Origin of the sequence: Rahnella sp. JUb53 (assembly GCF_004346065.1) — a bacterium.
GTDB lineage: Bacteria > Pseudomonadota > Gammaproteobacteria > Enterobacterales > Enterobacteriaceae > Rahnella > Rahnella variigena.
Genome location: NZ_SLYT01000006.1, coordinates 174348 through 197254, shown reverse-complemented (window position 1 = coordinate 197254; position 22907 = coordinate 174348). Strand labels below are relative to the sequence as shown.

Here is a 22907-nt window from a genome sequence, read left to right as displayed (position 1 = left end):
TGGGATCAGCGGAGATTTATAATGGCGTCGAATATCGTCGACGCCGTCTGCACAACCTGGGCATTAGCCAGATAATATTGCTGATAACGTTGCAGATCGCCGTATTCCTCATCGAGGTTAACCCCGGAAATAGACTGCTGTTGCGTCGTCAGCTGCGTCACGATATTGCTTTGCGCGGTGCTGGTGGTGGTCAGTGTCGCCACCTGGTTCCCGACGTTGCTCACCAGGCTGGCGTAAGCGCCGGACAGCGTAGACTTGCCTTCCACCAGTTTGGCGGTCTGCAAGTTCAGTAATTTTTGCGCGTTGGTGTTATCGCTCACACCGCTGTCGGTTGCGCTGGCAGCGGCAATCAGTGAAGAATCGGTGATCGCCACCCCCATGCTTCCCGCCACGTTGCTGACAGTTTTGATGGTGAAGCTGTCATTGGTCGATGGCGTGCCAGAAACAGAAACCGATAATCCGTCGAATTCCATGGTCGGATTGCCGCTGCTGTCGGTGCCTGCCGTTGGCGTGATTTTTGCGCCATCGGAAACGCGGGTCACATCCCAGCTGGTGCCGTTATAGGCCATAGTGTAATCACTGGCTTTCACCGCGGTGGTATCTTTGTACGCCACGCTGACATCGGCGGTGCCGGTATTTTTGGTGTTACCTACGGTCGTTGCGCCGGTGTAAGAGAAGAAATCTGTCCCTGCGTCACCGTTGAGATCAAAACCGGCTTTGTTGGTGCTGTTGAACGCATCAGAGAAGGTCAGCGCCAGCTGCCCGAGCTGATTGATGGCCGGCTCGAGGTTGTCTTTACGAAACGCCAGTGTGCCGCCGAGAGATCCGGTGGTCAGACGGCTTTCCTGAATTTCAGAAACGGTGCCGTCCGGCTGAGTCATACCGACGGTCAGTTTGGACGGATCCGCGCTGGAAGCCACGGCCACCACCGTCTTAGAGTTGCCGCCGCTCACCAGTGGCGTGCCGTTAGCAAAGGAGACGTTGTACGTGTCGCCGTCCTGCTGTGTCACGGTCACACCGGTAATGTCGTTCAGCTGGCTGACCAGCTGGTCACGCTGATCGAGCAAAGCGTTAGGTTCCTGACCGGTGCTGCCACGGGTTGCCGTGATCTGCGTGTTCAGTTTGGCAATCTGCGCCGCATAGGTGTTGATCTGGTCAACGTTCTGCGTGATCTGCTGATTCACCGCGGTGTTCATGTCGTTCAGGTATTTCGCTGAACTGTTGAACTGCGCAGTTAAGCCCTGCGCTTCGCCGAGAACCGCCTGACGTGCCGAGCTGTCGCTGGCATTGCTGGTCAGGGTTTGCAGGCCTTTGAAGAAGGTGGACATGGTGGCGTCGATGCCGGTTGAGCTGTCGCCCAGCAGGTCATCAATTGAGCTTGCCTGATCCAGCTGCGTTGAGAGCGCGCTGCCGGTGGCGCTGGCGCCGAGCAACTGGGTCACTACAAAGGAATTATATTCACGGTTCACGCCGGTCACGGTCACACCGTTACCGATGTAACCGGCGGAGGTGGAGTTGCCGTTGCTTTGGGTGATGATCGCCGTCTGACGGTTATAACCGGCCACACTGACGTTAGCGATGTTGTTCCCGGTGGTACTGAGCGCGGCCTGCGCTGCGTTCAGTCCGCTCATTGCGGTATTAATTAAGCTACTGGACATGAGTGACCTTTTGTCTGCCGGTGACCTTTTTTACCACCGTGTAATTAAGGGAACTGAATCGGGGCTTTCCCCTTTTCCCATTCTGATCTGGTTATCGGCCTGCACCGCCAAAACTTGAGAAAAAAAACGAGGATTTGGGGATCTAAAAGATATCTTTTAAATCATGGCCATAAGCCTTAACCGCCTGCTCGCCTGCCCCTTTAATTTTCTGAATAACGCTGACCAGTTTGTCGGCATAATTCGGGTCGGTGGCATAGCCTGCGCGTTGCAGTTCATGCGCGGCTTGTTCAGGGGTATTGGCGGAGGCCACCTGGGCATAACGCGGGTTGCTGGTCAGCAGTTTGATGTAATCGCTGATGGCTTCCACATATGAGCCGTAAACGCGGAAACTGGCCTGGACTTTTTTCGCCACGCCGTTGGTGTATTCGGTGGTGGTGATATTGGTGGTCGGGCCGTCCCAGCTGCTGCCCGCTTTGATACCAAACAGGTTGAAGCTGCGTTTGCCATCAGCGGTCGGTATCTCGCGCTGTCCCCAGCCGGATTCCAGCGCGGCTTGCGCCATGATCAGCTGATGCGAAATCCCGCTGTCTTTACTCGCCACCTGCGCCGGAATGCTCAGGCTGGACACGAACTGTCCGCTGTCGGCAGGTAAAGGTGCGCCGCCGGTGGTGCGATCCGGGGCGGTCGGAATGACTTTACGCAGATACTGTTCCATCGCCTGCACCGGCATACTTTTCAGCACTTCACCGTCAAGCGCCATCGGCACCGTACCGGACAGCTCCGAAGGCTGTTTAGAGCCGCCGGTCAGCTGTTCCACCATCATATCGGCCATGCCCAACCCTTTGTCGGACATGTCCTGTGCAATTTGCTGATCGTACATCGATGTATAAAGTTTGGTGGACTGGTTATCGAGAATGCCCCCCTGCGGCAATGCCTGACGCATACTTTTCAGCATCATCTGGACAAATACGCCTTCAAACTGTTTCGCTACTTCTTTGAGATGCGCCTGCGGATTTTGCCCCACATCCCGCTTCAGTTTGTTGAGGGAATTGGCATCGTACGCCGCCCCTTGCGGGTCGAAAGCACCGGACATCGACATCAGATCGCTCATCAGATAATTTCCAAATCAGCGCGCAGGCAGCCGGCTGTTTTCATGGCCTGCAAAATGGACATCAGGTCGATAGGCGTCGCGCCTAACGCGTTCAGGGTACGGACCACGTTATTCAGGCTGGCACTGGATCGCACCTGCTGAATAGAGCCACCGGACTGACGCACGGAAATATTGGTGTTTGGCGTCACCACGGTCTGACCGCCGCCGAACGGCGTGTTTGGCTGGCTGACATCGTTCTGACGATCGACGACCACAGAAAGATTGCCCTGTGCGACCGCACAGTTATCCAGCGTCACGTCGCGGTTCATGACCACCGAACCGGTACGGGAGTTGATAATCACTTTCGCGTCCATTGGCCCGACGTTGACTTCGATATTTTGAATCTGCGCCAGAATGCGCACCTGCGACGTATTGCCGCGCGGCACGATGACCTGAATATTGCGGGAATCCAGCGCCGACGCGGTGCCCATCCCCTGACGGTTAATGGCGTCGCTGACCTGCTGCGCCAGATTGAAATCTTCATCGTTAAGTTGCAGGTTGATCACGCCTTCGGTGCCGAAGGTGCTTGGCAGTTCACGTTCGATGGTTGCGCCGCCGGTAATACGACCGCCGGACACCTGATTAACCGTTACGCTGCTGCCACCGGCAGACGCACCCGCCCCGCCGACCAGCACGTTACCCTGCGCCAGTGCATAAACCTGGTTATCCACGCCTTTCATCGGCGTCATCAGCAAGGTGCCGCCGCGAATACTTTTGGCGTTACCCATAGAGGAAACGACGACGTCAATCGCCTGACCGGCACGCGAGAACGCTGGCATTTTGGCAGTCACCATCACGGCAGCCACGTTTTTCAGCTGCATGTTGGTCCCGGCCGGAACGGTTATCCCTAACTGGGACAACATGTTGGTCAGGGTCTGAGTGGTGAACGGTGTCTGCGTGGTCTGGTCACCGGTTCCGTCGAGGCCGACCACCAGGCCGTAGCCGATCAGGGCGTTATCACGCACGCCTTGTACCGTCGTCAGATCACGAATACGGTCAGCGGATGCGGGCAGTACCACCAGGGCGGACATCGCCAGACAGATAACACCGGAAAGTAGTTTTCGCATGATTGCCTCGTTATAACGGCGATAAGTTTAGGAAGAACCGCTGCAACCAGCCCATGTTCTGCGCTTCATTGATGTAGCCGTTACCCACGTATTCGATGCGCGCATCTGCCACCTGCGTGGAGATAACGGCGTTTGCACCACTGATGGTGCGCGGGTTGACCACACCGGAGAACCGGATGAATTCGGTTCCCTGATTAATTTCGATTTGTTTTTCACCGACAACTTTCAGATTGCCGTTAGCCAGCACTTCCGCGACCGTCACGGTCAGGGTGCCGCTGAAAGTGTTATTGGCTGCTGCGCCGCCTTTACCGGCGAAGGTATTGGCACCGGACATATCCAGATCGGCGCGGGCATTGCCGAACAGCCCTTCCAGGTAGCGCGGCGTAGTGGCGGCGCCAAAGGTGGTTGACCCGTTGCGGCTGGCGTTCGCCGAGGAGCTTTTGCTCGCACTGACGTTTTCCTGCAAGACAATGGTCAGAGTATCCCCGATGTTACGTGGACGGCGGTCTTCAAACAGAGGCTGATAACCATAGTTCATCGGCTGAACGGACTGGAAAATCGAACCGTTAGGCACCGGCGGTGCGGCGGGCGCAGGGGTCGCTGTGGTGGTTCCGGGTACCAGCGGGGTATGCGGCATATACGCGCAGCCGTTCGCCAGTAACGTGATTAACAGCGGCAGCACCAGCTTGCCTGGTCGGTCTGTATAAGAAGTCATTACCGACGTTATTTTTTTGCTCACCACAGTTTCGCCTTAAAAAAATCGACCTGGTAGGGATCTGAACCGGTTCAGGACTGACGCCATCCGGCCCCAGCCCTCTTGTTTTTGTGGCTGCCCGAATCTGCGACAGCCACTTTCACTTTGTTGTTACGTACTAAAAGTTGTTACGTACAAAAAGTAATGACGTACTAAAAGTTATGACGTACTAAACACTTACAGCTGCGAAAGTTTCTGCAGCATTTCATCCGACGTAGACACGGCTTTACTGTTGATTTCGTAAGCGCGCTGCGTCTGGATCATGTTGACCAGCTCTTCCGCGACGTTGACGTTCGAGGTTTCGACATAACCCTGATACAGCAGGCCGGCACCGTTAAGTCCCGGAGTACTTTCGGTTGGCGCGCCGGAGCTCTGGGTTTCCTGATAAAGGTTTTCACCCATGGATTCCAGACCGCTGTTGTTGATGAAGGTGCTCAGCGTCAGTTGACCAACTTGTTGTGCCGCCGTCTGCCCCTGCTGGGTCACGCTGACGATACCGTCACGACCAACCGTCATGCTCAGCGCATTGGTCGGAATAGTGATGGCCGGGATCACCTGATAGCCGCTCGACGTCACCAGCTGACCGTTCTGATCCACCTGGAAAGAACCGTCGCGGGTATACGCGGTGGTGCCGTCCGGCAGCTGGACCTGGAAGAAACCTTCGCCTTTGATGGCGATGTCTTTACTGTTGCTGGTCTGCGACAGGTTGCCCTGCGAGAACAGACGTTCAGTCGACACCGGACGCACACCGGTACCAATCTGCAAACCCGATGGCAGGTTGGTCTGCTCAGAAGACTGCGCACCTGGCTGGCGGACAGTCTGGTAAAGCAGGTCTTCGAATACCGCACGCTGGCGTTTAAAGCCGTTAGTGCTGACGTTCGCCAGGTTGTTGGCGATGACGTCCATGTTGGTCTGCTGCGCATCCAGACCGGTTTTCGCAATATACAGCGATGGGATCATGTCATTACTCCTCTGCCATCATCAGCTCATTGACAGCAGATTGTTGGCACTCTGTTCATTTTCATCGACGCTGTGGATGACTTTCATTTGCATCTCAAAGCGGCGGGCGTTGGCAATCATGTCAACCATGGTCGACACCGGATCCGCGTTACTGCCTTCAAGTGTTCCCGGCATCACGTGAATGGTCGGGTCGGCCTGTAAAGCGGCACCGCGCGCCAGCGCCGTGGCCGGGGTCGGACGGAACATGCCGTCGTCGCCACGGGTCACTTCGCTGTTTGCGGCTTTCACCAGCTTGAGCTTACCGAGCTGTCCCATGGTGTTCGGGTCAGCGCCGGCTTCGAGCACGGCGATAGTGCCGTCCGCAGAAATCGTCAGCTGTGAGTTCGGCGGAACCTCGATCGGGCCGTTATCCCCCATCACCGGATGACCTTGTACGGTCAGCTGGTTAGTCGGTGACACCTGCATGTCGCCGTTACGGGTATAAGCTTCAGTGCCATCAGGCATCTGCACCGCAAGGAAACCGTCCTGCTGTAAAGCCACATCCAGCGGACGGCCGGTGTAGTTAAGTTTGCCTTGCGTCATGTCTGCGCCCGGCGTGGACGCCGTGACCAGCGTACGAGTCGGCAGGCTTTGACCTTCCACCGGCACCGCGCGCATGGCTAAAAGTTGCGAGCGAAAGCCGGGTGTATTGGCGTTAGCAAGGTTGCTTGACGTGACCGACTGCTGAACCAGTGTCTGGCTCGCTGCGCCGCTCGCGGTGTAGATAGCGTGATCCATAGTGCTGCCCTGTTCTCAAAGTAAAAAAGAGCGTCTTAACGCAGGTTAACCAGCGTGTTCAGGATGGAGTCCTGAGTTTTGATGGTTTGCGCGTTCGACTGATAGTTACGCTGAGCAACGATCATATTCACCAGTTCAGCACTCAGATCGACGTTGGAAGATTCGAGCGCACCACTGGTCATGCTGGCAAAACCACCCGCGCCTGCCACACCGTTAACGGCCTGACCGGAAGACGACGTTGCCGTCCACACGTTGTTGCCTTCAGATTGCAGACCTTCCGGGTTAGAGAAGGAGCTCAGGACAATCTGTCCCAGCAGCTGCGTTTTCTGGTTGGAGTAAGTGCCGGTGATGGTGCCGTCATCATTGATGGTGTAACCGGTCATCTGGCCTGCGGCGTAACCGTCCTGCGTCAGGGAACCGATGCTGTCGCTGCCGGTGCTCTGCTGGATACTGCCGGTGAAGTTCAGGCCAACAGACTGCGGCGTCACGGTGCCGTTGGTGGAGGTATTCATCACGATCGGCAGGGAACCGTCAGCATTGACAGTGCCGTCAGCCTGGGTTGCGCTGGCGAGTGCGCCGCTGGTATCAAATTGCAGCGTACCCATTTTGGTGGCGGCAGAACCGGCCACACTGCTGTCGAGTGAGTACAAATCCCAGGTATTGGACGCGGTTTTCACGAAGTACACGTTGTTATCGTGCGCGTTACCCTGAGAGTCATAGGTGGTGATGCTGTTGACGTAGTTGTACGTGGTGTCGTCGTTAGCATTGAATGTCTTCGCTGCCGGAATAGCCGTGTCGGTAGAGTTCAGGTTAGCGACCATGGTGGCTGCGGTAGTGGCTTTCGCACTCATCATGGTGGTCGGGACGCTCAGCGCGGTAGGCTGCGCACCGGCGGCGATGGTCGGTGGCGTACCCGTTGCCGGATAGCCTGTCACGCTCAGACCCTGCGAGTTCACCAGATTGCGGTTAGCATCAAGGGAGAACTGACCGTTACGCGAGTAATAAACCGTACCGCTGCTGTCGGCCAGACGGAAGAAACCGTTGCCGCTCAGCGCCACGTCCAGGCCACGTGAAGTGTTGGTCGTGGTGCCATCGTTAAAGTTCTGGGTAACAGCCGCGACTTTAACGCCCATGCCTGCCTGAGAACCGGCAAACATATCGGCGAAAGAAGCGGTCGCTGTTTTGAAACCCACGGTGGCGGAGTTGGCGATGTTATTACCGATCACGTCCAGGTCGGTGGATGCCGCGCTCAGGCCGCTGACTGCTTGGGAAAAGCTCATGTTAGCTCCATTTTACTGTGTGTAGTTGCTGCATGAAGTTAAGGATTTCAGCTCTTCTTCCTGCGAAGGAAGTGAGCCAACGGCTTACAAAATCTGGCGAACTGAATCGACGGAAGCGGTTCCCCGCACCCCGAGATCCAGTGCTGTGGTGCCTGATGAACTGGTGGTGACACCATTGACCAGCGCATAGTTAAGCGGTGTCGCGACCATTTGCTGTCCGTTGTTCAGGGCATTGATGCTGAAGGTGTAGCCGCCATCCGGTGCTTTGGTGCCATCGTCCTGCGTGCCATCCCAGGTATAACTGTGAACACCGGCGGTCTGGCCGCCCAGCGAGATGGTTTTCACCACTTTGCCGGTGGAATCGCTGACGGTGGCCGTGGTGGTATCGGATGCTGTTTCCAGCTCAAAACCGAATGGCGTGGTGCTGACGGTGCCGTCAGTGTCACTGCCGACCAGAATGGCGCTGCCGGATACCATGACGCCGTGACCAATCAGGGAGCTGGCCTGTACGGAAGAACCGCTGGTGATTTGCCCCGAAATGCTGCCGAGTGTGGTATTGAGTTTTTCAATCCCGCTCACGGTGCTGATCTGTGCCAGCTGACTGGTCAACTGACTGTTATCCATCGGGTTGGTCGGATCCTGGTTTTTTAGCTGTGCGACTAACAGCGTCAGAAAACTGCTGGATAAATCATCGGCAGAACTGGCGCCCGTAGTGGACGAACCGCCGGAACTGGTGCTGGTGATCGTGGTGTTGTCTGTGGTGTCATTAATCGACGTGGTAATGGCCATGGTTCGCTCCGCTATTGCCCCAGAGTGAGGGTTTTCATCATCAACGACTTGGTGGTGTTAAGCACTTCGACGTTGGCCTGATAACTGCGGGAAGCGGAGATGGTGTTCACCATTTCGCTGACCACATCTACGTTTGGCATCTTCACATAGCCCTTGGCATCCGCCATCGGATTGCCCGGCTGGAAGACCAGGCGGTCCGGAGACGGATCATCAACGACCTGCGCCACTTTCACGCCGCCCGTTTCCTGCCCCGGTGCCGCATCCACCTGAAAAACAACCTGCTTCGCTTTGTACGGCTGGCCATCAGGGCCGGTCACACTGTCGGCGTTGGCCATGTTACTGGCACTGACGTTCAGGCGCTGAGACTGCGCGGCAAGCGCAGAACCGGCGATATCAAAAATACCGAGCATTGACATGGGTTATTATCCTTGCAGCACCGACATCATCCCTTTGATCTGGCCGCCGAGGACGGTCAAATCGGTCTGATAGCGCACGCTGTTATCCGCGAAATTAGTACGTTCACGATCCATATCGACCGTGTTACCGTCGGCTGACGGCTGGTCAGGGATCCGATACATCAGATCCATATCTGCAGGCTGGACGTTCGACGCCGGAATATGGCGATCGGATGTCAACGCTAAAGACATACCGCTGCCACTCGCGCGCCCCTGCTCCATCACCTTCTGCAACTGACTGGCGAAATCGATATCGCGCGCCTGATACCCTGGGGTGTCGGCGTTGGCAATATTGGCTGAAAGTATTTCTTGCCGCTGGGCACGCAGGTTGAGCGCTTCCTGTTGGAACTGTAGTGCGGCGTTCAATTTGTCGAGCATGCGCCCTCCGCAAAGTGAGATTTTGGAGTCGACAGCATAAATGCGAGTGTCAACTGCCTATCGTCTGAATAAGCGCAAAATCGTCCGCTATTTGTTCCTTTAGGAATTGAAAAGTGCGCGTAGACTTGTCGCCAGTAGTAAGTTGGCACAAAGGTGAATTGCGTATGAACAGGCAGAGAATCCGTCGTTTCGGTATCACACTGGGCTGCATCTTTTTGGGTGCGACATCCGGTGCGGCGAGTTATGCACAGTCTGTGCCCGTGAAAAACGAGCAGGTCACAAGCGTGCCAGCTTCGGCGAACAGCGATACACTGCTGTCCTCGCAAATCCAGCAGTTCTTCCGCCAGCAATATTCGCAAAGCGGAATGCAGGTGACGGTGCTGGTCACCACACCCGCGGCGCGTCAGCCACAGTGTTTATCACCACAATTTATGCTTTCGCCCAACAGCCGTACCTGGGGCAATGTGTCAGTGGCGGTGAACTGTAACGGGCAAAAGAGTTATGTGCAGACCAAGGTACAGGTCAGCGGCACCTACTGGGTCGCGGCGAAAAATGTGCCGTCGGGCGCGCATCTGGCAGAAACGGATTTGCAGCAAAAAACAGGCCGTTTGGATTTATTGCCACCGAAGGCGATTCTCGACAGCAAACAGGCGATTAACGGCATTACGCTGCGCAATATCAGCATTGGTCAGCCGTTAACGCTTTCGATGTTACGACGTCCGTGGATGGTGCATGCAGGACAGGAAGTGCAGGTTCAGGCAACAGGCAGTGGATTCAATGTGTCGAGTGCCGGAAAGGCGATGAATAATGCAGCAGCGAATGACTCGGTGCGGATCAGAATGCCGTCAGGCGTGATTGTGAACGGGATGGTCGGCCCGGACGGCTCTGTGACAGTGGAGATTTAACCCTGTATTGCAACCACTTTTGGACAAAAAGTTGCAATAAAGGCTAAAGTTATTTCGCCACATGTCGATAACAAACGTATCAGAGTCGTCTCACGACGGCATTTTTAGGGTTTTTGTGTTAATTAACAGCCCTGAATACCCTAACCGGAGAAAAGATTATGGCTATCGATCGCACGCAAGGTGTTTCACCTTTAACTTCGATCCAGCAGCGCGATCCTTCTGAAGCTTCTGTTCAGACTGCGCGCAAAGAAGGTACCGTTTCTGGCACCACCACCAGCGGTACGGCGGTGACCCTGAGTTCAGCGCAAGCGTCTCTGACTCAGTCCAGTGCTCAGGACATCAACACGGCACGTGTCGACGAACTGAAACAAGCTATCCGTGATGGCAAACTGACCATGGATACCGGCAAAATTGCCGATGCTTTGTTGCAGGACACGCAGGATTATCTCAAAGGTCTTTAAACTGAGGCTTCAGGATTAAAGACGATAGTTGGAAGGTATTAAGGCCCGATGAAGAACTTTATCAAGACCATGACTACCTTGGTTGAAACGTTGCAAGCTCTGGATCAAGTGATTAATCACGAACAAACGATACTTTGCTCGGGCCGCGTTAATGGTGCTGCCCTGCAACATATCACCGAGCAGAAAAGCTCACTGTTAGCTACGGTAGACTATCTTGATAAGCAGCGTCGTCAGCATGACGAGCGCCTGAAACAAAATGCCCCCTACTTAGATCCACAAGGGCAGCGTCAGCCGGAAATCACGGCAATGTGGGAAGAAGTCGTGCAACTGACCACTAAACTGAGTCAGATCAATCGCCATAACGGCATGTTACTGGGCAAACAAATTGCCTATAACACCGAGGCGCTGGCTATTCTCAATGCCAGCCAGACGCAGAAATTCTACGGACCGAACGGGCAGGAAACCGTGTCGGGGCAAACCGTACGCAAGATCTCTGTGTAGAGCCAGACGGGGGGAAACGCTTTCCCCTCAGCACTTCTCCCGCACGACAATTCATATCCACGATATTTATACCAAACCCGCCAGCTGCTCTAATGTCGCCGGGTCTTTTTCGACCAGCTTTATCAGCAAAATGGCCTGACGGTTAGGTTTCGCTCTGCCCTGTTCCCAGTTCTGATAGGTTGTCAGCGCGGTTTGCAGGTAATAGGCAAATACCGCCTGCGAAATATTCAGGTTCTCCCGAATCTCTTTTAATTCCACCGCGCTCAACCTCACTTCACGATCGACAGTTCTTTCCACCGTTTTAAGCGTACGCTTACCCTGACCGGCTTCACCCCATGCATTCAGGCCGTCCGCAATCTCAGTAAACAGATCCCGTTTCATCGTCATTCTTGTTTCGCCTTATGCTGTTTCAACAGCAGTCCTAACATCTTTTTTGCGCGAATGTCAGGTCATTCACTTCGCTTTTTCCATACACCGTAATGAGAAGAAAATGCGATTTTGCGACCCACCAGTAATAAATAATCCTCGTACCACCCCGCTGGCCTTTATTCCTCTGACGATCAAGAAACCGAAGTTTGCGTAATCCCCCGGTATGCATAATCACATCCCCGCAAGTGGGGAAAAGCAATAACGCATTTTGCAGGATCCGGTATTCATCGTCGGACATATACGCCGAACGGTTTGCTTCAAAAGCGGGTAATTCAACAAATATAGCTTTCATCCATGCCCCTGAGCTTCCCTATACTGTGCCATAACTATCCCCATGTAAAGGATAGTTGAAGGCGTTGAGTGACAACAGGCGCAACAATAGCGGAATGCTTAATGGCTGCTAACTACCAATAGCCAGAGACGGGATACTGCTTCCAGAAGGATTTTTGACGTTTCAGTCGTTGCAGTCGCCTTGCGCTTCTTCACAGAAAAAACGTCAGGCAGCAAAATCGCTGGGGGATATAAGACTGCGCGGAGGGCCCGCGCAGTTTGAAGGGGGAAAGTCTTTAACTCAGGCCGGGCACATCAAAGCCGGGCGTGACCGACAGCAGCATCCGTACCTGTTTTACCAGTTCGCTCATGCAGTCATCACGCATACCGTAATTGTTGAGCTCTTTTTCCAGGGCAAACAAATACTGTGCGTTGGTGCCCAGCGGACCACTGGCCTGCGCAATCAGGGGCGCGATAACCTGATAATCGGTATCCGCTTCGTACTGCGGGTGTGAGGAGTCCATGATAAATACCAGCGCTGTCACCGTGCGGTCATCATCGAGTTCTAACTCGCACCAGGTCGGACGATAGCAGCCGGTCAGCATTTCACGCTTCCACAGCAATTCGAGTTCTTCGTGCAGTTTGTCTTCCGGCAGACGGAATGCCAGCCCGGTGGTCTGCCCGCCATCACGCAGCGCCAGCATGCGGCCCGGTTGCGCATGGGTTCCGCGCCCTGAAGTCAGACGTAAGCAGAAGGCACGGTGATAGCCGCGCAAAATGGCAGGCCGCGCCTCTTCGGAATCGAAAACCGGATTCCACATCAGCGAACCGTAGCCAAAAATCCACACGGGGCTGTTATCGGGGCGACGCGCCAGTGTGCAGCTCAGTGAGGCGGCACGTTGTTCAGGGGTCAGGAGCATCGATTCGTCAATGCTGCCGAATGCTGTTTTACAATCTGCGTTACGCAGGAAATCTCGAGTTAACATTCATTCCCCCTTTGGTACGACTTACTTTTGAACATGCCATGCTGTTGACGCTGTGTTCTCCGCTATCGTGGTTGTGGACTGATCAGGTTATCGGACAGTTTTCGCCCTAACTTGAGGCGCTGGCTGGGTTGATTCGGAATTTTATTATCACCCTGTCTGATGAAACCTTATTCGTTTCTTTCGTTGCAATCAAGATTGAGAGCGATCACAAAACGAAAATAAAATGATTATTTTGTGAACATTGTAAGAATATTGACATTTAAGAGGGAAATAACACCAAAACCGGCAGGATACAGGCGGAAGTGTGAGAGATAACGGGTCAGGCGTTCCCCGACCCGCCGCCGACATCAGGATTTTTTAGGATGCCATTTGTCGTCATCGCCTTTTTTATAGCTGTGTTTTACTGCGGCCCACGCGACTTTGTGCGCGGTCTCTTCGCGGGAATCATCACCCTGACGATCTTTTGGCTTTGCATACTCATCCCACGCGCTGTTAAAGGCTTCTTTATAGATGTCTTGCGCATGTGCTGGAAGAACATGACGAACAGAGTCAGGCAACGCTGAGCGGTTCTGATAAGGCATAACTTGCTCCTTTTTCATGGCGTTCATGATCGTTACATTTAATGTGAGCGCTTCAGGCGCACAGGGGTAAGTCTAGCTGCTAACCTCAGGTGACTCAGCCAGATTATTCCAAATCTCAGCCTGCGGGCTAAAAAACGCCAGATTTCTCCGATTTTTCATGTGGGTATAGGGGTGATTTACAAAAATTGACGCATTACCCGCATAAACCCATTATTAAAAATCAAGCCATTGTTTTTATTATGTTTGAATAATTAACAATGAAAATTAAGTTGAGATTAAACTGACATTTATTTGATTCACGCAACAAAAAATAGCTGTCATAACAGTTTTTATAGATGAGTCATGATAATAAACTGTTAACAGATTAATTTATCTACTATACTTAACGAGTTACAATTTTATGCTGCTATGCATTTTGCTTACAACCGACAGACAGGCGGTTGTAAATTCGTGAGTGTTTATAAGGAGAATAATCATCATGGTGTCTTCACAGGAACATCCAAAAGTAAAAACCCGCCATCAGGAATACTCCCTGATTTTCCCTATTGCTGCCCTTATCGTTCTCGTCTTCTGGGGCAACAGCAGTAACTTTGCCTCAGTCGTCGGCATCAATTTAATCGCGCTGGTCGGTATTCTCGCCAGTGCCTTCAGCGTGGTACGTCACGCCGATGTCCTGGCACATCGTCTGGGCGAACCTTACGGCTCACTCATCCTCAGCCTTTCAGTGGTCATCCTCGAAGTCAGTCTGATTTCGGCCCTGATGGCGACAGGCGATGCCGCTCCGGCGCTGATGCGTGACACCTTATTCTCGATCATCATGATTGTTACTGCCGGTCTTGTAGGCGTTGCCCTGCTGCTTGGTGGTCGTAAATTTGCCACCCAATATGTCAATCTCGGTGGTATCAAACAGTATCTGATGGCGATTTTCCCGCTGGCGGTGATCGTTCTCGTTCTGCCTGCCGCCCTGCCCGCTGGCAACTTCTCCACGCCACAGGCGTTGTTCGTTGCGGTAATTTCAGCGGCGATGTACGGCGTATTTCTGCTTATTCAGACCAAAACCCACCAGAGTCTGTTTATTTACGAGCATGAAGATGAAGGCGAAGAAGATGGACACGGAAAACCGTCTTCAAAGAGTAATCTGACGCACACGCTCTGGCTGATTGTCCATCTGGTGCTGGTCATTGCCGTTACCAAATTCAATGCCAACCCGCTGGAAAGTCTGCTGACCGAACTGAACGCCCCTGCGCAGTTCACCGGCTTCCTGGTCGCGTTGCTTATTCTTTCTCCTGAAGGTCTGGGTGCCCTGAAAGCGGTACTGAAGAATCAGGTACAGCGTGCCATGAATTTATTCTTCGGTTCCGTGCTGGCGACGATTTCACTGACCGTTCCTGCGGTCACCGTGATTGCCACCCTGACCGGTCAGGAACTGATTTTCAGCCTGGCGCCAGCGAACATTGTGGTGATGCTGGCGGTTATGATCCTGTGCCAGATATCGTTCTCGACCGGGCGTACCAATGTGCTTAATGGTACTGCGCACCTGGCGTTGTTCTGTGCGTATATGATGCTGATAATGCTGTAAGTGTTCCGGTGGCGGCCAGAGGTCAAGACCAAGACCTTGGGTTGCCACCCAAACTGGCCTCAAGGTCAAGACCGTGGGCGTCGGCCCACACCGACTTTGGTCAAGGTCAAGGTCAAGTTCAACACCTTGGGTTGCCACCCAAACTGGCCCTAAGAGGCGCCTGTCGCCGCGCCTCTTAGGAATCTCCGGCTCTTTCACTGCGCGCTCCGCTCGCTGGCTATGTTTCAGGTATCGCAGCGACAGGCTGGAAATCTTGCCGCTGCGCGGTCCCTTCATTTCGGGATTGCAGCCTTGGGTCTGCAACCTCTCATTCAGCAAGATTTCTGAATCGCCCGCACGATCTTAAATTCAAAACCCAAGGGTTTATCTTTTAGAAAAGTTGACTGGCGTGATTAAAATTCAGCTGAACGGAGCGGCTTCAAGACCTATGGCTTGAAGACCGAGAGAAGGCAGTGCGAAGCACCTGGATTTGCGCCACTCACCAATGCGCCAGAACATGTCCGTCATACCCGCGACAGCGCGCAGTAAAAAAAGCGCGGAGTCCAGAGGCCCGCGCGTTACCGGGTCTCTGGTCGGTGTGGGCCGACGCCCACGACCTTAAAGTTGAAGTTGAAGTTGAAGTTGAAGTTGAAGTTGAATTTAAGGTTATTCAACCTCGCCCTCAGATCTCCCCTTTTTTCTTCTTGTTCCTGATCACCAGCCAGCTAATCAACGCCATCACGCAGCCGATAAAGATAAACCAGATGCCCAGCATCAGTTGGGGCGCCATTTCTCCCGGCGGGGTTTCAGGGCTGCCGACCACTAAACCGTGGAGGGTGGCAACAATGCCGATAACCAGCAGAATCAGGCTGTTGCGAAGTAAACGGCGGGCTACGGTCATGGGTTGTCTTGGGGTGGCCATCAGATGCGTCCTTGAGCAATAAAAAAAAGATAAGGGCGCATCATAGCGCCCTTCGTTTTTATGTCAAAACCGTCATTTCACAATCCGTGAAGGTCAATCAGCGACGATTACGTACCAGCTGATAACGACGGGTCAGATATTCCACCGGCGCGCTCCAGATATGCACCAGGCGGCAGAACGGGAACAGCAGGAATAAGGTCATCCCCAGCACCAGATGCACGCGGAAGATAAACGCCACGCCGTCCAGATGCGCGGCTGCACCGCCACGGAATGTCACAACCGACTGCGCCCAGCCGACCAGTTTCATCATTTCGCTGCCGTCCATATGCTGTGCAGAGAAGGGAATGGTGCTCAGACCCAGCGCACATTGCACCACCAGCAGAATGAGGATCATGATGTCACCAAAGCTGGACGTCGCACGCACACGCTCGTTGCTCAGACGACGCCACACCAGCATACCGCCGCCGATCAGGGTCATCACGCCACACGCGCCACCCGCCCACATCGCCATTTGCTGTTTCACCGGCACCGGCAGGAAGGATTCATACATCCAGTGCGGCGTCAGCATCCCGAAGGCATGACCGGCGATAATGCCGAGAATACCGACGTGGAACAACGGCGAGGCAATGCGCAGCGTTTTCTTCTCCAGCAACTGGCTGGAACCCGCGCGCCAGCTGTACTGACCGTAGTCATAACGCAGCCAGCTGCCGACCAGAAATACCGTGCCGCACAGGTACGGATAGATATTGAAAAAGAAGTTGTTGAGGAAGTCGGTCATTTGCGTGGTTCCCCCGCAGGCATTTCATCAAGGTTCAGATACTGTGGTGCGACCGCACCGGCAAAGCGTTTCTGGTGCGCGGCTTCTTCACCCGACGCACAACTTTGCTCACCGAGGAACTTGATTTGCTCCTCTTCCCATACCGCATCCAGCGCGGCAGGCGTGTCATCACGGGCCTCCTGTTTGATCCCTTCGCGCACCGTTGCGGTGGCGATCTCACTGCCGGACATCGCCAGCAGTAAATCAAACAGTTCGGCGTAATGGCTGTCACGCTCCTGCAAACGGGCACTCAGCAAGGCCAGGATTGGCGCGATATCGCGCAGGCCGTCGCGGGCCTGTTGTTCGTCACGCGTGGTGAGATATTCCAGGTACAGCGGCAGATAATCGGGCAGCTCACGGCTGTCAATTTCCAGCCCGGCTTCGCGATATTGCTCCATCAGATCAACCATCGCCTGACCACGGTCACGGGATTCGCCATGCACGTGCTCAAACAACAGTAACGATGTGGCGCGGCCGCGATCGAACAAACCGGTATACGCCGACTGCGCATCCAGCAGATCCCTTTTACAGAAATCCGTGATGTACAGCGCCAGATCCAGACGCTGCTCAGAGTCCAGTTCAGCAGACTGAGTCACTGCCTCGAGAAGCTCCATCTTGTGTTCCCACAAGTCTTCGGACGGATAATCCAGCAGCAGGCCGATGATGCGTAAACTGTTCATTAGCCCTTCCTTTCTGTTTTCGCGCCGATGTCGATGGCATCAATGCGTTTGCTGTTGAACAGGTTGAATTTGCTGTCGCTGCCGTGACAACCGTCACCGAAGCTGAAACCACAACCCTTGGCTTCCGGGAAGGCTTCACGCGCCTGTTCACGATGGCTGGATGGCACCACGAAACGGTCTTCGTAGTTGGCAATCGCCAGATAGCGGTACATCTCTTCCGCCTGCGCCGCAGACAATCCGACCTGCTCCAGCGCGCTGGTATCCGAGATGCCGTCCACCGTTTCAGCACGTTTGAAGTGACGCATCGCCAGCATACGTTTCAGCGCACGCAGCACCGGTGCGGTGTCGCCCGCCGTCAGCAGGTTCGCCAGATATTGCACAGGAATACGCAGACTTTCGACGTCCGGCAGCACGCCGCTGTGCGGTAATGCACCGGCGTCGGCAGCGGACTGGATCGGAGACAGCGGCGGCACGTACCAGACCATCGGCAATGTGCGGTATTCAGGATGCAGCGGCAGTGCCAGCTTCCATTCAATCGCCATTTTATAGACCGGCGACTGGCGCGCAGCGTCCATCACGGAAATCGGAATGCCGTCTTTTTCAGCCTGGGCGATCACTTCAGGATCATTCGGATCGAGGAAGATGCTCATCTGGCTTTCGTAGAGATCTTTATCGTTCTCAACTGACGCGGCTTCGGCAATACGGTCGGCGTCATACAACACCACGCCGAGATAGCGAATACGGCCAACGCAGGTTTCGGAACAGACCGTTGGCTGGCCCGCTTCGATACGCGGATAACAGAAAATACATTTTTCTGACTTGCCGCTTTTCCAGTTGAAGTAGATTTTTTTGTACGGACAGCCGGTCAGGCACATACGCCAGCCGCGGCATTTGTCCTGGTCGATCAGCACGATGCCGTCTTCGCCGCGCTTATAAATCGCACCGCTCGGACAGGTCGCCACACACGCCGGGTTCAGGCAGTGTTCGCACAGACGCGGCAGGTACGCCATAAAGGTATTTTCGAACTCGCCGTACATTTCTTTCTGCATGTTGGCAAAGTTCTGATCGGCAGAACGTTTGCTGAACTCGGTGCCCAGATCGTCTTCCCAGTTCGGGCCGCCGGTAATTTTCTTCATGCGTTTGCCAGTCAGCAGTGAACGCGGACGGGCTACCGGCTGATGTTTACTGTCTTTCGCGGTGTGCAGATGCTGATAATCAAAATCAAACGGTTCGTAATAATCATCGATTTCCGGCATGTGGGGGTTGGCGAAGATTTTATGCAGCAGGTTGGCTTTGTTGCCCATACGCGGCTGCAGTTTGCCGTTGATTTTGCGGATCCAGCCGCCCTTCCATTTTTCCTGGTTTTCCCAGTCGTGCGGATAACCCAGACCCGGTTTGGTTTCCACGTTATTGAACCACGCGTATTCCATCCCTTCGCGGCTGGTCCAGACGTTTTTACAGGTCACGGAGCAGGTGTGGCAGCCAATGCATTTGTCGAGATTCAGCACCATGCCGACTTGTGAACGAATTTTCATTTGGCTTTCTCCTGTTGCACGGCGTCCTGCACGTAGTCATTGCCTTCATCGTCTAACCAGTCGATGCGGTTCATTTTGCGCACAATCACGAATTCATCGCGGTTAGAACCGACCGTGCCGTAGTAGTTAAAACCGTATGCCAGCTGCGCATAGCCGCCGATCATGTGAGTCGGTTTCGGGCAAACGCGGGTAACGGAGTTGTGAATACCGCCGCGCTGCTGGCTGATTTCAGAGCCCGGAATATTCACGATGCGTTCCTGCGCGTGATACATCATGGTCATCCCCGCCGGAACGCGCTGGCTGACCACCGCACGGGCGCTCAGTGAACCGTTGGCGTTGAACGCTTCGATCCAGTCGTTATCTTCGATACCCAGTTTTGTCGCATCGTCTTCACTCAGCCAGACAATCGGGCCGCCGCGACCTAAGGTCAGCATCAGCAGGTTGTCGCTGTAGGTGGAGTGAATGCCCCATTTCTGGTGCGGCGTCAGGAAGTTCAGCGCCATTTCCGGATTACCGTTCGGCTTCGCATTCAGCAACGGCTGCGCCGCGCGGGTGTCGATTGGCGGGCGGTACACCAGCAGGCTTTCACCGAACGCACGCATCCACGCGTGATCCTGATAAATCTGCTGACGGCCGGACAGCGTGCGCCACGGGATCAGCTCATGCACGTTGGTGTAACAGGCGTTGTAAGAAACGTGTTCATCTTCCAGACCCGACCACGTCGGACTGGAGATGATTTTGCGCGGCTGCGCCTGAATATCGCGGAAGCGGATTTTCTCGTCTTCTTTATTCAGCGCCAGATGCGTATGGTCGCGGCCGGTATTTTCGCTCAGCGCCGCCCAGGCTTTCACTGCCACCTGACCGTTGGTTTCCGGTGCCAGCGTCAGGATGACTTCTGCCGCATCAATCGCGGTGTTAATCATCGGCTGGCCTTTGGCGGTGCCATCCGCTTTGGTGTAATTCAGTTTTTTCAGTAAATCGACTTCGCTGTCGGTATTCCAGCTGATGCCTTTACCGCCGTTACCGAGTTTTTCCAGCAACGGACCGACCGACGTGAAGCGCTCGTAAGTATTCGGATAATCGCGTTCAACGGCCATCAGATGCGGTGCGGTACGCCCCGGGATCAGGTCACATTCCCCTTTTTTCCAGTCTTCCACACCAAACGGCTGCGCCAGTTCAGCAGCAGAATCATGCTGGATAGGCAACGTCACTACATCGGTTTCGATGCCAAGATGACCGACACAGACGCGGGAGAATTCTTTGGCGATGCCTTTGTAGATTTCCCAGTCGCTTTTCGAATCCCAGGCAGGATCGACTGCCGCTGACAGCGGATGAATAAACGGATGCATATCCGAGGTATTCATGTCGTCTTTTTCATACCAGGTCGCGGTTGGCAGAACGATGTCGGAATACAGACAGGTGCTGGACATACGGAAATCAAGCGTCACCACCAGGTCCAGTTTGCCTTCGCCACCCTGCGCCTGCCATTCGACTTCTTCCGGCATCACACCGCCCTGAATGCCTAAATCATCACCCTGAATACCGTGTTCAGTACCCAGCAGATATTTCAGCATGTACTCGTGGCCTTTACCGGAAGAACCCAGCAGGTTGGAGCGCCAGACGAACAGGTTGCGCGGGAAGTTCTGCGGATTGTCCGGCTGTTCAGCAGCAAAGCGCACGCTGCCTTCTTTCAGCGCTGCCACGGTGAAATCAGCCGGCGATAAACCGGCGGCTTTCGCCTGTTCCGCGATGCGCAGCGGGTTAACGCTCAGCTGTGGCGCAGACGGCAACCAGCCCATACGCTCGGCGCGCACGTTATAGTCGATCATGCTGCCGGTAAATTTGGATTTATCCGCCAGCGGGGACAACAGTTCCTGCGGCGCGACGGTTTCGTAACGCCACTGGCTGGAATGGTTATAGAAGAACGACGTGCTGTTCATCTGGCGTGGCGGACGCTGCCAGTCGAGGCCAAACGCCAGCGGCTGCCAGCCGGTTTGCGGACGCAGTTTTTCCTGTCCGACGTAGTGTGCCCAGCCGCCACCGCTCTGACCGACGCAACCACAGAAGATCAGCATGTTGATCAAACCGCGGTAGTTCATGTCGAGGTGATACCAGTGGTTCATCCCGGCACCGACGATGATCATCGAACGACCGTGGGTTTTGTTGGCGTTATCGGCAAATTCGTGGGCGATGCGCTCAATGTTCTGCTGAGAAACACCGGTAATTTTCTCGGCCCAGGCTGGCGTATAGGCTTTGATTTCGTCATAGCTTTGCGCGCAGTTTTCATCGTTCAGACCGCGCTCAATGCCATAGTTCGCCAGCGTCAGGTCATACACACTGGCGACCAGACCGGTGCTGCCATCCGCCAGTTGCAGGCGTTTGACCGGCAGTTTGTGCATCAGGATTTCATCCAGCGCGACGCTGTTGAAATGCTCGCTGACCGCGCCGCCGAAGTACGGATAACCCACGCTGACCACTTCGTCGTGATCGCCGAGCAGGCTCAGCTTCAGGCTAACGTCTTTATGTTCTTTCCCTTCGCGGGATTCCAGATTCCACTGGCCTTTTTCGCCCCAGCGGTAACCGATAGAACCTAACGGTGAAACCAGCTCGCCGGTGTTTTCGTCAAAGGCGATGGTTTTCCACTGCGGGTTATTTTCCTGACCGAGATTGTCTACCAGATCAGACGCACGCAGCATACGGCCTGCGGCATAGGAACCGTCTTCGCGTGGTTCGAGCATCACCAGCATCGGCATGTCGGTATAGCGACGCACGTAATCAGTGAAGTACTGGCTTGGATTATCGATATGGAAAGATTTAAGGATTACATGGCCCATTGCCAGCGCCAGCGCGCTGTCTGTGCCTTGTTTCGGTGCCAGCCACTGGTCGCAAATCTTAGCGATTTCGGCGTAATCTGGCGTAATGGCGACTGTTTTGGTGCCTTTGTAACGCACTTCGGTAAAGAAGTGGGCATCCGGCGTACGGGTCTGCGGAACGTTAGAGCCCCAGGCGATAATATATGAAGAGTTGTACCAGTCAGCCGATTCCGGCACGTCGGTCTGCTCGCCCCAAGTTTGCGGAGAAGCCGGTGGCAAATCGCAATACCAGTCGTAGAAGCTCAGACACACGCCGCCGATCAGCGACAGATAACGAGCGCCGGATGCGTAAGACACCATCGACATCGCCGGGATTGGCGAGAAACCGATAATGCGGTCCGGACCGAAAGTCTTGGCGGTATAAACGTTGGACGCGGCAATCAGCTCATTCACTTCCTGCCAGCTTGAACGCACAAAACCACCGCGACCACGCGCAGCTTTATATTCTTTGGCCTTTTCCGGCTGATTAATGATCGAGCCCCAGGCATCGACCGGATCGCTGTGTTTTAGTTTGGCTTCACGCCATAACTGGATCAGCTTTTTGCGCATCAGGGGATATTTCAGGCGGTTTGCGCTGTAGAGATACCAGGAATAGCTGGCACCACGCGGGCAGCCACGCGGTTCGTGGTTCGGCAGATCCGGACGGGTGCGCGGATAATCGGTCTGCTGGGTTTCCCAGGTGACCAGACCGTTTTTAACGTAAATCTTCCAGCTACATGAACCGGTGCAGTTCACACCGTGTGTGGATCGCACCACTTTGTCGTGCTGCCAGCGGCTGCGGTAGCCGTCTTCCCAGTCACGATTGGTATCCAGCGTCTGGCCGTGGCCGTCAGCGAAAGGTTCAGCTAGCTGTTTGAAATAGCGAAACCGGTCAAGAAACTTGCTCATCCGGAACTCTCCTGTGCAAAGGCTTATTTGCGCTTTGTCATTATGTGAATGGCGGGGAATACAACTTCATTGCTCAATTTGGCCTCAGGGTATTCATCCCACACGCGCGTCTACTTGATTGCGATCAAGGCCGCTCCGTCGTGTATTTTTTTACATAACGCCAGATACCACCAAAGAGGTATCAGCAGGGGAAACGTCATCTTATTGATTTACAGTATGTAATTTAAAAACAG

At 54.4% G+C, this 22907-nt stretch carries 23 protein-coding genes; 4 read left to right on the top strand and 19 right to left on the bottom strand.

The features are described from left to right. Positions 1-5: 5 nt before the first annotated feature. The 10 genes from flgK to flgB all read right to left on the bottom strand — a co-directional run bounded on the left by flgK (position 6) and on the right by flgB (position 9268). Positions 6-1658 (bottom strand): flagellar hook-associated protein FlgK, encoded by a 1653-nt coding sequence (gene flgK / locus EC840_RS15895; protein WP_132966066.1) that lies wholly within the window; start codon positions 1656-1658, stop codon positions 6-8. 142 nt (positions 1659-1800) lie between these two features. Next, entirely contained in the window at positions 1801-2769 is a 969-nt protein-coding gene (gene flgJ, locus EC840_RS15890; RefSeq protein WP_120163008.1) for a flagellar assembly peptidoglycan hydrolase FlgJ, read from the bottom strand. Next, a complete protein-coding gene (locus tag EC840_RS15885; protein WP_129639903.1) occupies positions 2769-3875 on the bottom strand; it encodes a flagellar basal body P-ring protein FlgI in 1107 nt (368 codons plus the stop codon). Before EC840_RS15885 ends, flgJ begins: the two co-directional genes overlap by 1 nt. Positions 3876-3885: 10 nt before the next feature. After that, positions 3886-4590 (bottom strand): flagellar basal body L-ring protein FlgH, encoded by a 705-nt coding sequence (locus tag EC840_RS15880; protein ID WP_120163010.1) that lies wholly within the window; start codon positions 4588-4590, stop codon positions 3886-3888. 216 nt (positions 4591-4806) lie between these two features. Beyond that, positions 4807-5589 carry a flagellar basal-body rod protein FlgG gene (gene flgG / locus EC840_RS15875; RefSeq protein WP_120163011.1) on the bottom strand — a complete coding sequence of 261 codons (783 nt, stop codon included), beginning with the start codon at positions 5587-5589 and terminating at the stop codon, positions 4807-4809. Between the two features lie 21 nt (positions 5590-5610). After that, the gene (locus EC840_RS15870; protein WP_112289805.1) at positions 5611-6366 is read right to left on the bottom strand and encodes a flagellar basal body rod protein FlgF; all 756 of its coding nucleotides are present in this window, start codon (positions 6364-6366) and stop codon (positions 5611-5613) included. A gap of 35 nt (positions 6367-6401) precedes the next feature. Continuing rightward, positions 6402-7646 (bottom strand): flagellar hook protein FlgE, encoded by a 1245-nt coding sequence (gene flgE, locus EC840_RS15865; RefSeq protein ID WP_129639902.1) that lies wholly within the window; start codon positions 7644-7646, stop codon positions 6402-6404. Between the two features lie 84 nt (positions 7647-7730). After that, the gene (flgD, locus tag EC840_RS15860; protein WP_112289802.1) at positions 7731-8435 is read right to left on the bottom strand and encodes a flagellar hook assembly protein FlgD; all 705 of its coding nucleotides are present in this window, start codon (positions 8433-8435) and stop codon (positions 7731-7733) included. Between the two features lie 11 nt (positions 8436-8446). Continuing rightward, a complete protein-coding gene (gene flgC, locus EC840_RS15855) occupies positions 8447-8851 on the bottom strand; it encodes a flagellar basal body rod protein FlgC (RefSeq protein ID WP_112289801.1) in 405 nt (134 codons plus the stop codon). 6 nt (positions 8852-8857) lie between these two features. Further along, entirely contained in the window at positions 8858-9268 is a 411-nt protein-coding gene (gene flgB / locus EC840_RS15850; protein ID WP_112289799.1) for a flagellar basal body rod protein FlgB, read from the bottom strand. Positions 9269-9432: 164 nt separating this feature from the next. On the opposite strand from flgB, the gene flgA reads away from it, so the two are divergent. The 3 genes from flgA (at position 9433) to flgN (ending at position 11135) form a co-directional block, all read left to right on the top strand. Beyond that, entirely contained in the window at positions 9433-10173 is a 741-nt protein-coding gene (gene flgA / locus EC840_RS15845) for a flagellar basal body P-ring formation chaperone FlgA (protein ID WP_165929041.1), read from the top strand. A gap of 158 nt (positions 10174-10331) precedes the next feature. After that, a complete protein-coding gene (gene flgM / locus EC840_RS15840) occupies positions 10332-10634 on the top strand; it encodes a flagellar biosynthesis anti-sigma factor FlgM (protein ID WP_112289796.1) in 303 nt (100 codons plus the stop codon). A 48-nt stretch (positions 10635-10682) separates the two neighbouring features. Further along, a complete protein-coding gene (gene flgN / locus EC840_RS15835) occupies positions 10683-11135 on the top strand; it encodes a flagellar export chaperone FlgN (RefSeq protein ID WP_112289795.1) in 453 nt (150 codons plus the stop codon). Positions 11136-11201: 66 nt separating this feature from the next. Here the strand turns inward: flgN and EC840_RS15830 are convergent, their stop codons facing one another. The 4 genes from EC840_RS15830 to chaB all read right to left on the bottom strand — a co-directional run bounded on the left by EC840_RS15830 (position 11202) and on the right by chaB (position 13401). Next, entirely contained in the window at positions 11202-11522 is a 321-nt protein-coding gene (locus tag EC840_RS15830) for a helix-turn-helix domain-containing protein (RefSeq protein WP_129639900.1), read from the bottom strand. A gap of 34 nt (positions 11523-11556) precedes the next feature. Further along, entirely contained in the window at positions 11557-11856 is a 300-nt protein-coding gene (locus EC840_RS15825; RefSeq protein ID WP_132966062.1) for a toxin, read from the bottom strand. A gap of 274 nt (positions 11857-12130) precedes the next feature. After that, positions 12131-12820, bottom strand: a complete 690-nt coding sequence (locus tag EC840_RS15820) for a gamma-glutamylcyclotransferase (RefSeq protein ID WP_132966060.1) — start codon at positions 12818-12820, stop codon at positions 12131-12133. 347 nt (positions 12821-13167) lie between these two features. After that, the gene (gene chaB / locus EC840_RS15815; RefSeq protein WP_112289791.1) at positions 13168-13401 is read right to left on the bottom strand and encodes a putative cation transport regulator ChaB; all 234 of its coding nucleotides are present in this window, start codon (positions 13399-13401) and stop codon (positions 13168-13170) included. Between the two features lie 478 nt (positions 13402-13879). Here chaB and chaA point away from each other — a divergent pair, with 478 nt between their 5' ends. After that, the gene (chaA, locus tag EC840_RS15810; protein ID WP_129639898.1) at positions 13880-14980 is read left to right on the top strand and encodes a sodium-potassium/proton antiporter ChaA; all 1101 of its coding nucleotides are present in this window, start codon (positions 13880-13882) and stop codon (positions 14978-14980) included. Positions 14981-15641: 661 nt separating this feature from the next. On the opposite strand, the gene EC840_RS15805 is transcribed toward chaA, so the two are convergent. From EC840_RS15805 to EC840_RS15785, 5 genes are all read right to left on the bottom strand, one after another. Continuing rightward, the gene (locus EC840_RS15805) at positions 15642-15881 is read right to left on the bottom strand and encodes a hypothetical protein (protein WP_129639897.1); all 240 of its coding nucleotides are present in this window, start codon (positions 15879-15881) and stop codon (positions 15642-15644) included. Between the two features lie 97 nt (positions 15882-15978). Further along, complete coding sequence (gene narI, locus EC840_RS15800; protein WP_132966058.1) at positions 15979-16659, bottom strand: respiratory nitrate reductase subunit gamma; 681 nt, start codon at positions 16657-16659, stop codon at positions 15979-15981. Then, positions 16656-17378 carry a nitrate reductase molybdenum cofactor assembly chaperone gene (narJ, locus tag EC840_RS15795; RefSeq protein ID WP_132966056.1) on the bottom strand — a complete coding sequence of 241 codons (723 nt, stop codon included), beginning with the start codon at positions 17376-17378 and terminating at the stop codon, positions 16656-16658. Before narJ ends, narI begins: the two co-directional genes overlap by 4 nt. Then, the gene (narH, locus tag EC840_RS15790) at positions 17378-18913 is read right to left on the bottom strand and encodes a nitrate reductase subunit beta (RefSeq protein WP_132966054.1); all 1536 of its coding nucleotides are present in this window, start codon (positions 18911-18913) and stop codon (positions 17378-17380) included. The genes narJ and narH overlap by 1 nt, the downstream gene beginning before the upstream one ends. After that, a complete protein-coding gene (locus EC840_RS15785; RefSeq protein WP_132966052.1) occupies positions 18910-22674 on the bottom strand; it encodes a nitrate reductase subunit alpha in 3765 nt (1254 codons plus the stop codon). The genes narH and EC840_RS15785 overlap by 4 nt, the downstream gene beginning before the upstream one ends. Positions 22675-22907: the final 233 nt, after the last annotated feature.

Excerpts from the sequence above, each read along its gene's own strand:
- flgK (WP_132966066.1), bottom strand. The coding sequence starts at position 1,658 with ATGTCCAGTAGCTTAATTAATACCGCAATGAGCGGACTGAACGCAGCG.
- flgJ (WP_120163008.1), bottom strand. The coding sequence starts at position 2,769 with ATGAGCGATCTGATGTCGATGTCCGGTGCTTTCGACCCGCAAGGGGCG.
- EC840_RS15885 (WP_129639903.1), bottom strand. The coding sequence starts at position 3,875 with ATGCGAAAACTACTTTCCGGTGTTATCTGTCTGGCGATGTCCGCCCTG.
- EC840_RS15880 (WP_120163010.1), bottom strand. The coding sequence starts at position 4,590 with ATGACTTCTTATACAGACCGACCAGGCAAGCTGGTGCTGCCGCTGTTA.
- flgG (WP_120163011.1), bottom strand. The coding sequence starts at position 5,589 with ATGATCCCATCGCTGTATATTGCGAAAACCGGTCTGGATGCGCAGCAG.
- EC840_RS15870 (WP_112289805.1), bottom strand. The coding sequence starts at position 6,366 with ATGGATCACGCTATCTACACCGCGAGCGGCGCAGCGAGCCAGACACTG.
- flgE (WP_129639902.1), bottom strand. The coding sequence starts at position 7,646 with ATGAGCTTTTCCCAAGCAGTCAGCGGCCTGAGCGCGGCATCCACCGAC.
- flgD (WP_112289802.1), bottom strand. The coding sequence starts at position 8,435 with ATGGCCATTACCACGTCGATTAATGACACCACAGACAACACCACGATC.
- flgC (WP_112289801.1), bottom strand. The coding sequence starts at position 8,851 with ATGTCAATGCTCGGTATTTTTGATATCGCCGGTTCTGCGCTTGCCGCG.
- flgB (WP_112289799.1), bottom strand. The coding sequence starts at position 9,268 with ATGCTCGACAAATTGAACGCCGCACTACAGTTCCAACAGGAAGCGCTC.
- flgA (WP_165929041.1), top strand. The coding sequence starts at position 9,433 with ATGAACAGGCAGAGAATCCGTCGTTTCGGTATCACACTGGGCTGCATC.
- flgM (WP_112289796.1), top strand. The coding sequence starts at position 10,332 with ATGGCTATCGATCGCACGCAAGGTGTTTCACCTTTAACTTCGATCCAG.
- flgN (WP_112289795.1), top strand. The coding sequence starts at position 10,683 with ATGAAGAACTTTATCAAGACCATGACTACCTTGGTTGAAACGTTGCAA.
- EC840_RS15830 (WP_129639900.1), bottom strand. The coding sequence starts at position 11,522 with ATGACGATGAAACGGGATCTGTTTACTGAGATTGCGGACGGCCTGAAT.
- EC840_RS15825 (WP_132966062.1), bottom strand. The coding sequence starts at position 11,856 with ATGAAAGCTATATTTGTTGAATTACCCGCTTTTGAAGCAAACCGTTCG.
- EC840_RS15820 (WP_132966060.1), bottom strand. The coding sequence starts at position 12,820 with ATGTTAACTCGAGATTTCCTGCGTAACGCAGATTGTAAAACAGCATTC.
- chaB (WP_112289791.1), bottom strand. The coding sequence starts at position 13,401 with ATGCCTTATCAGAACCGCTCAGCGTTGCCTGACTCTGTTCGTCATGTT.
- chaA (WP_129639898.1), top strand. The coding sequence starts at position 13,880 with ATGGTGTCTTCACAGGAACATCCAAAAGTAAAAACCCGCCATCAGGAA.
- EC840_RS15805 (WP_129639897.1), bottom strand. The coding sequence starts at position 15,881 with ATGGCCACCCCAAGACAACCCATGACCGTAGCCCGCCGTTTACTTCGC.
- narI (WP_132966058.1), bottom strand. The coding sequence starts at position 16,659 with ATGACCGACTTCCTCAACAACTTCTTTTTCAATATCTATCCGTACCTG.
- narJ (WP_132966056.1), bottom strand. The coding sequence starts at position 17,378 with ATGAACAGTTTACGCATCATCGGCCTGCTGCTGGATTATCCGTCCGAA.
- narH (WP_132966054.1), bottom strand. The coding sequence starts at position 18,913 with ATGAAAATTCGTTCACAAGTCGGCATGGTGCTGAATCTCGACAAATGC.
- EC840_RS15785 (WP_132966052.1), bottom strand. The coding sequence starts at position 22,674 with ATGAGCAAGTTTCTTGACCGGTTTCGCTATTTCAAACAGCTAGCTGAA.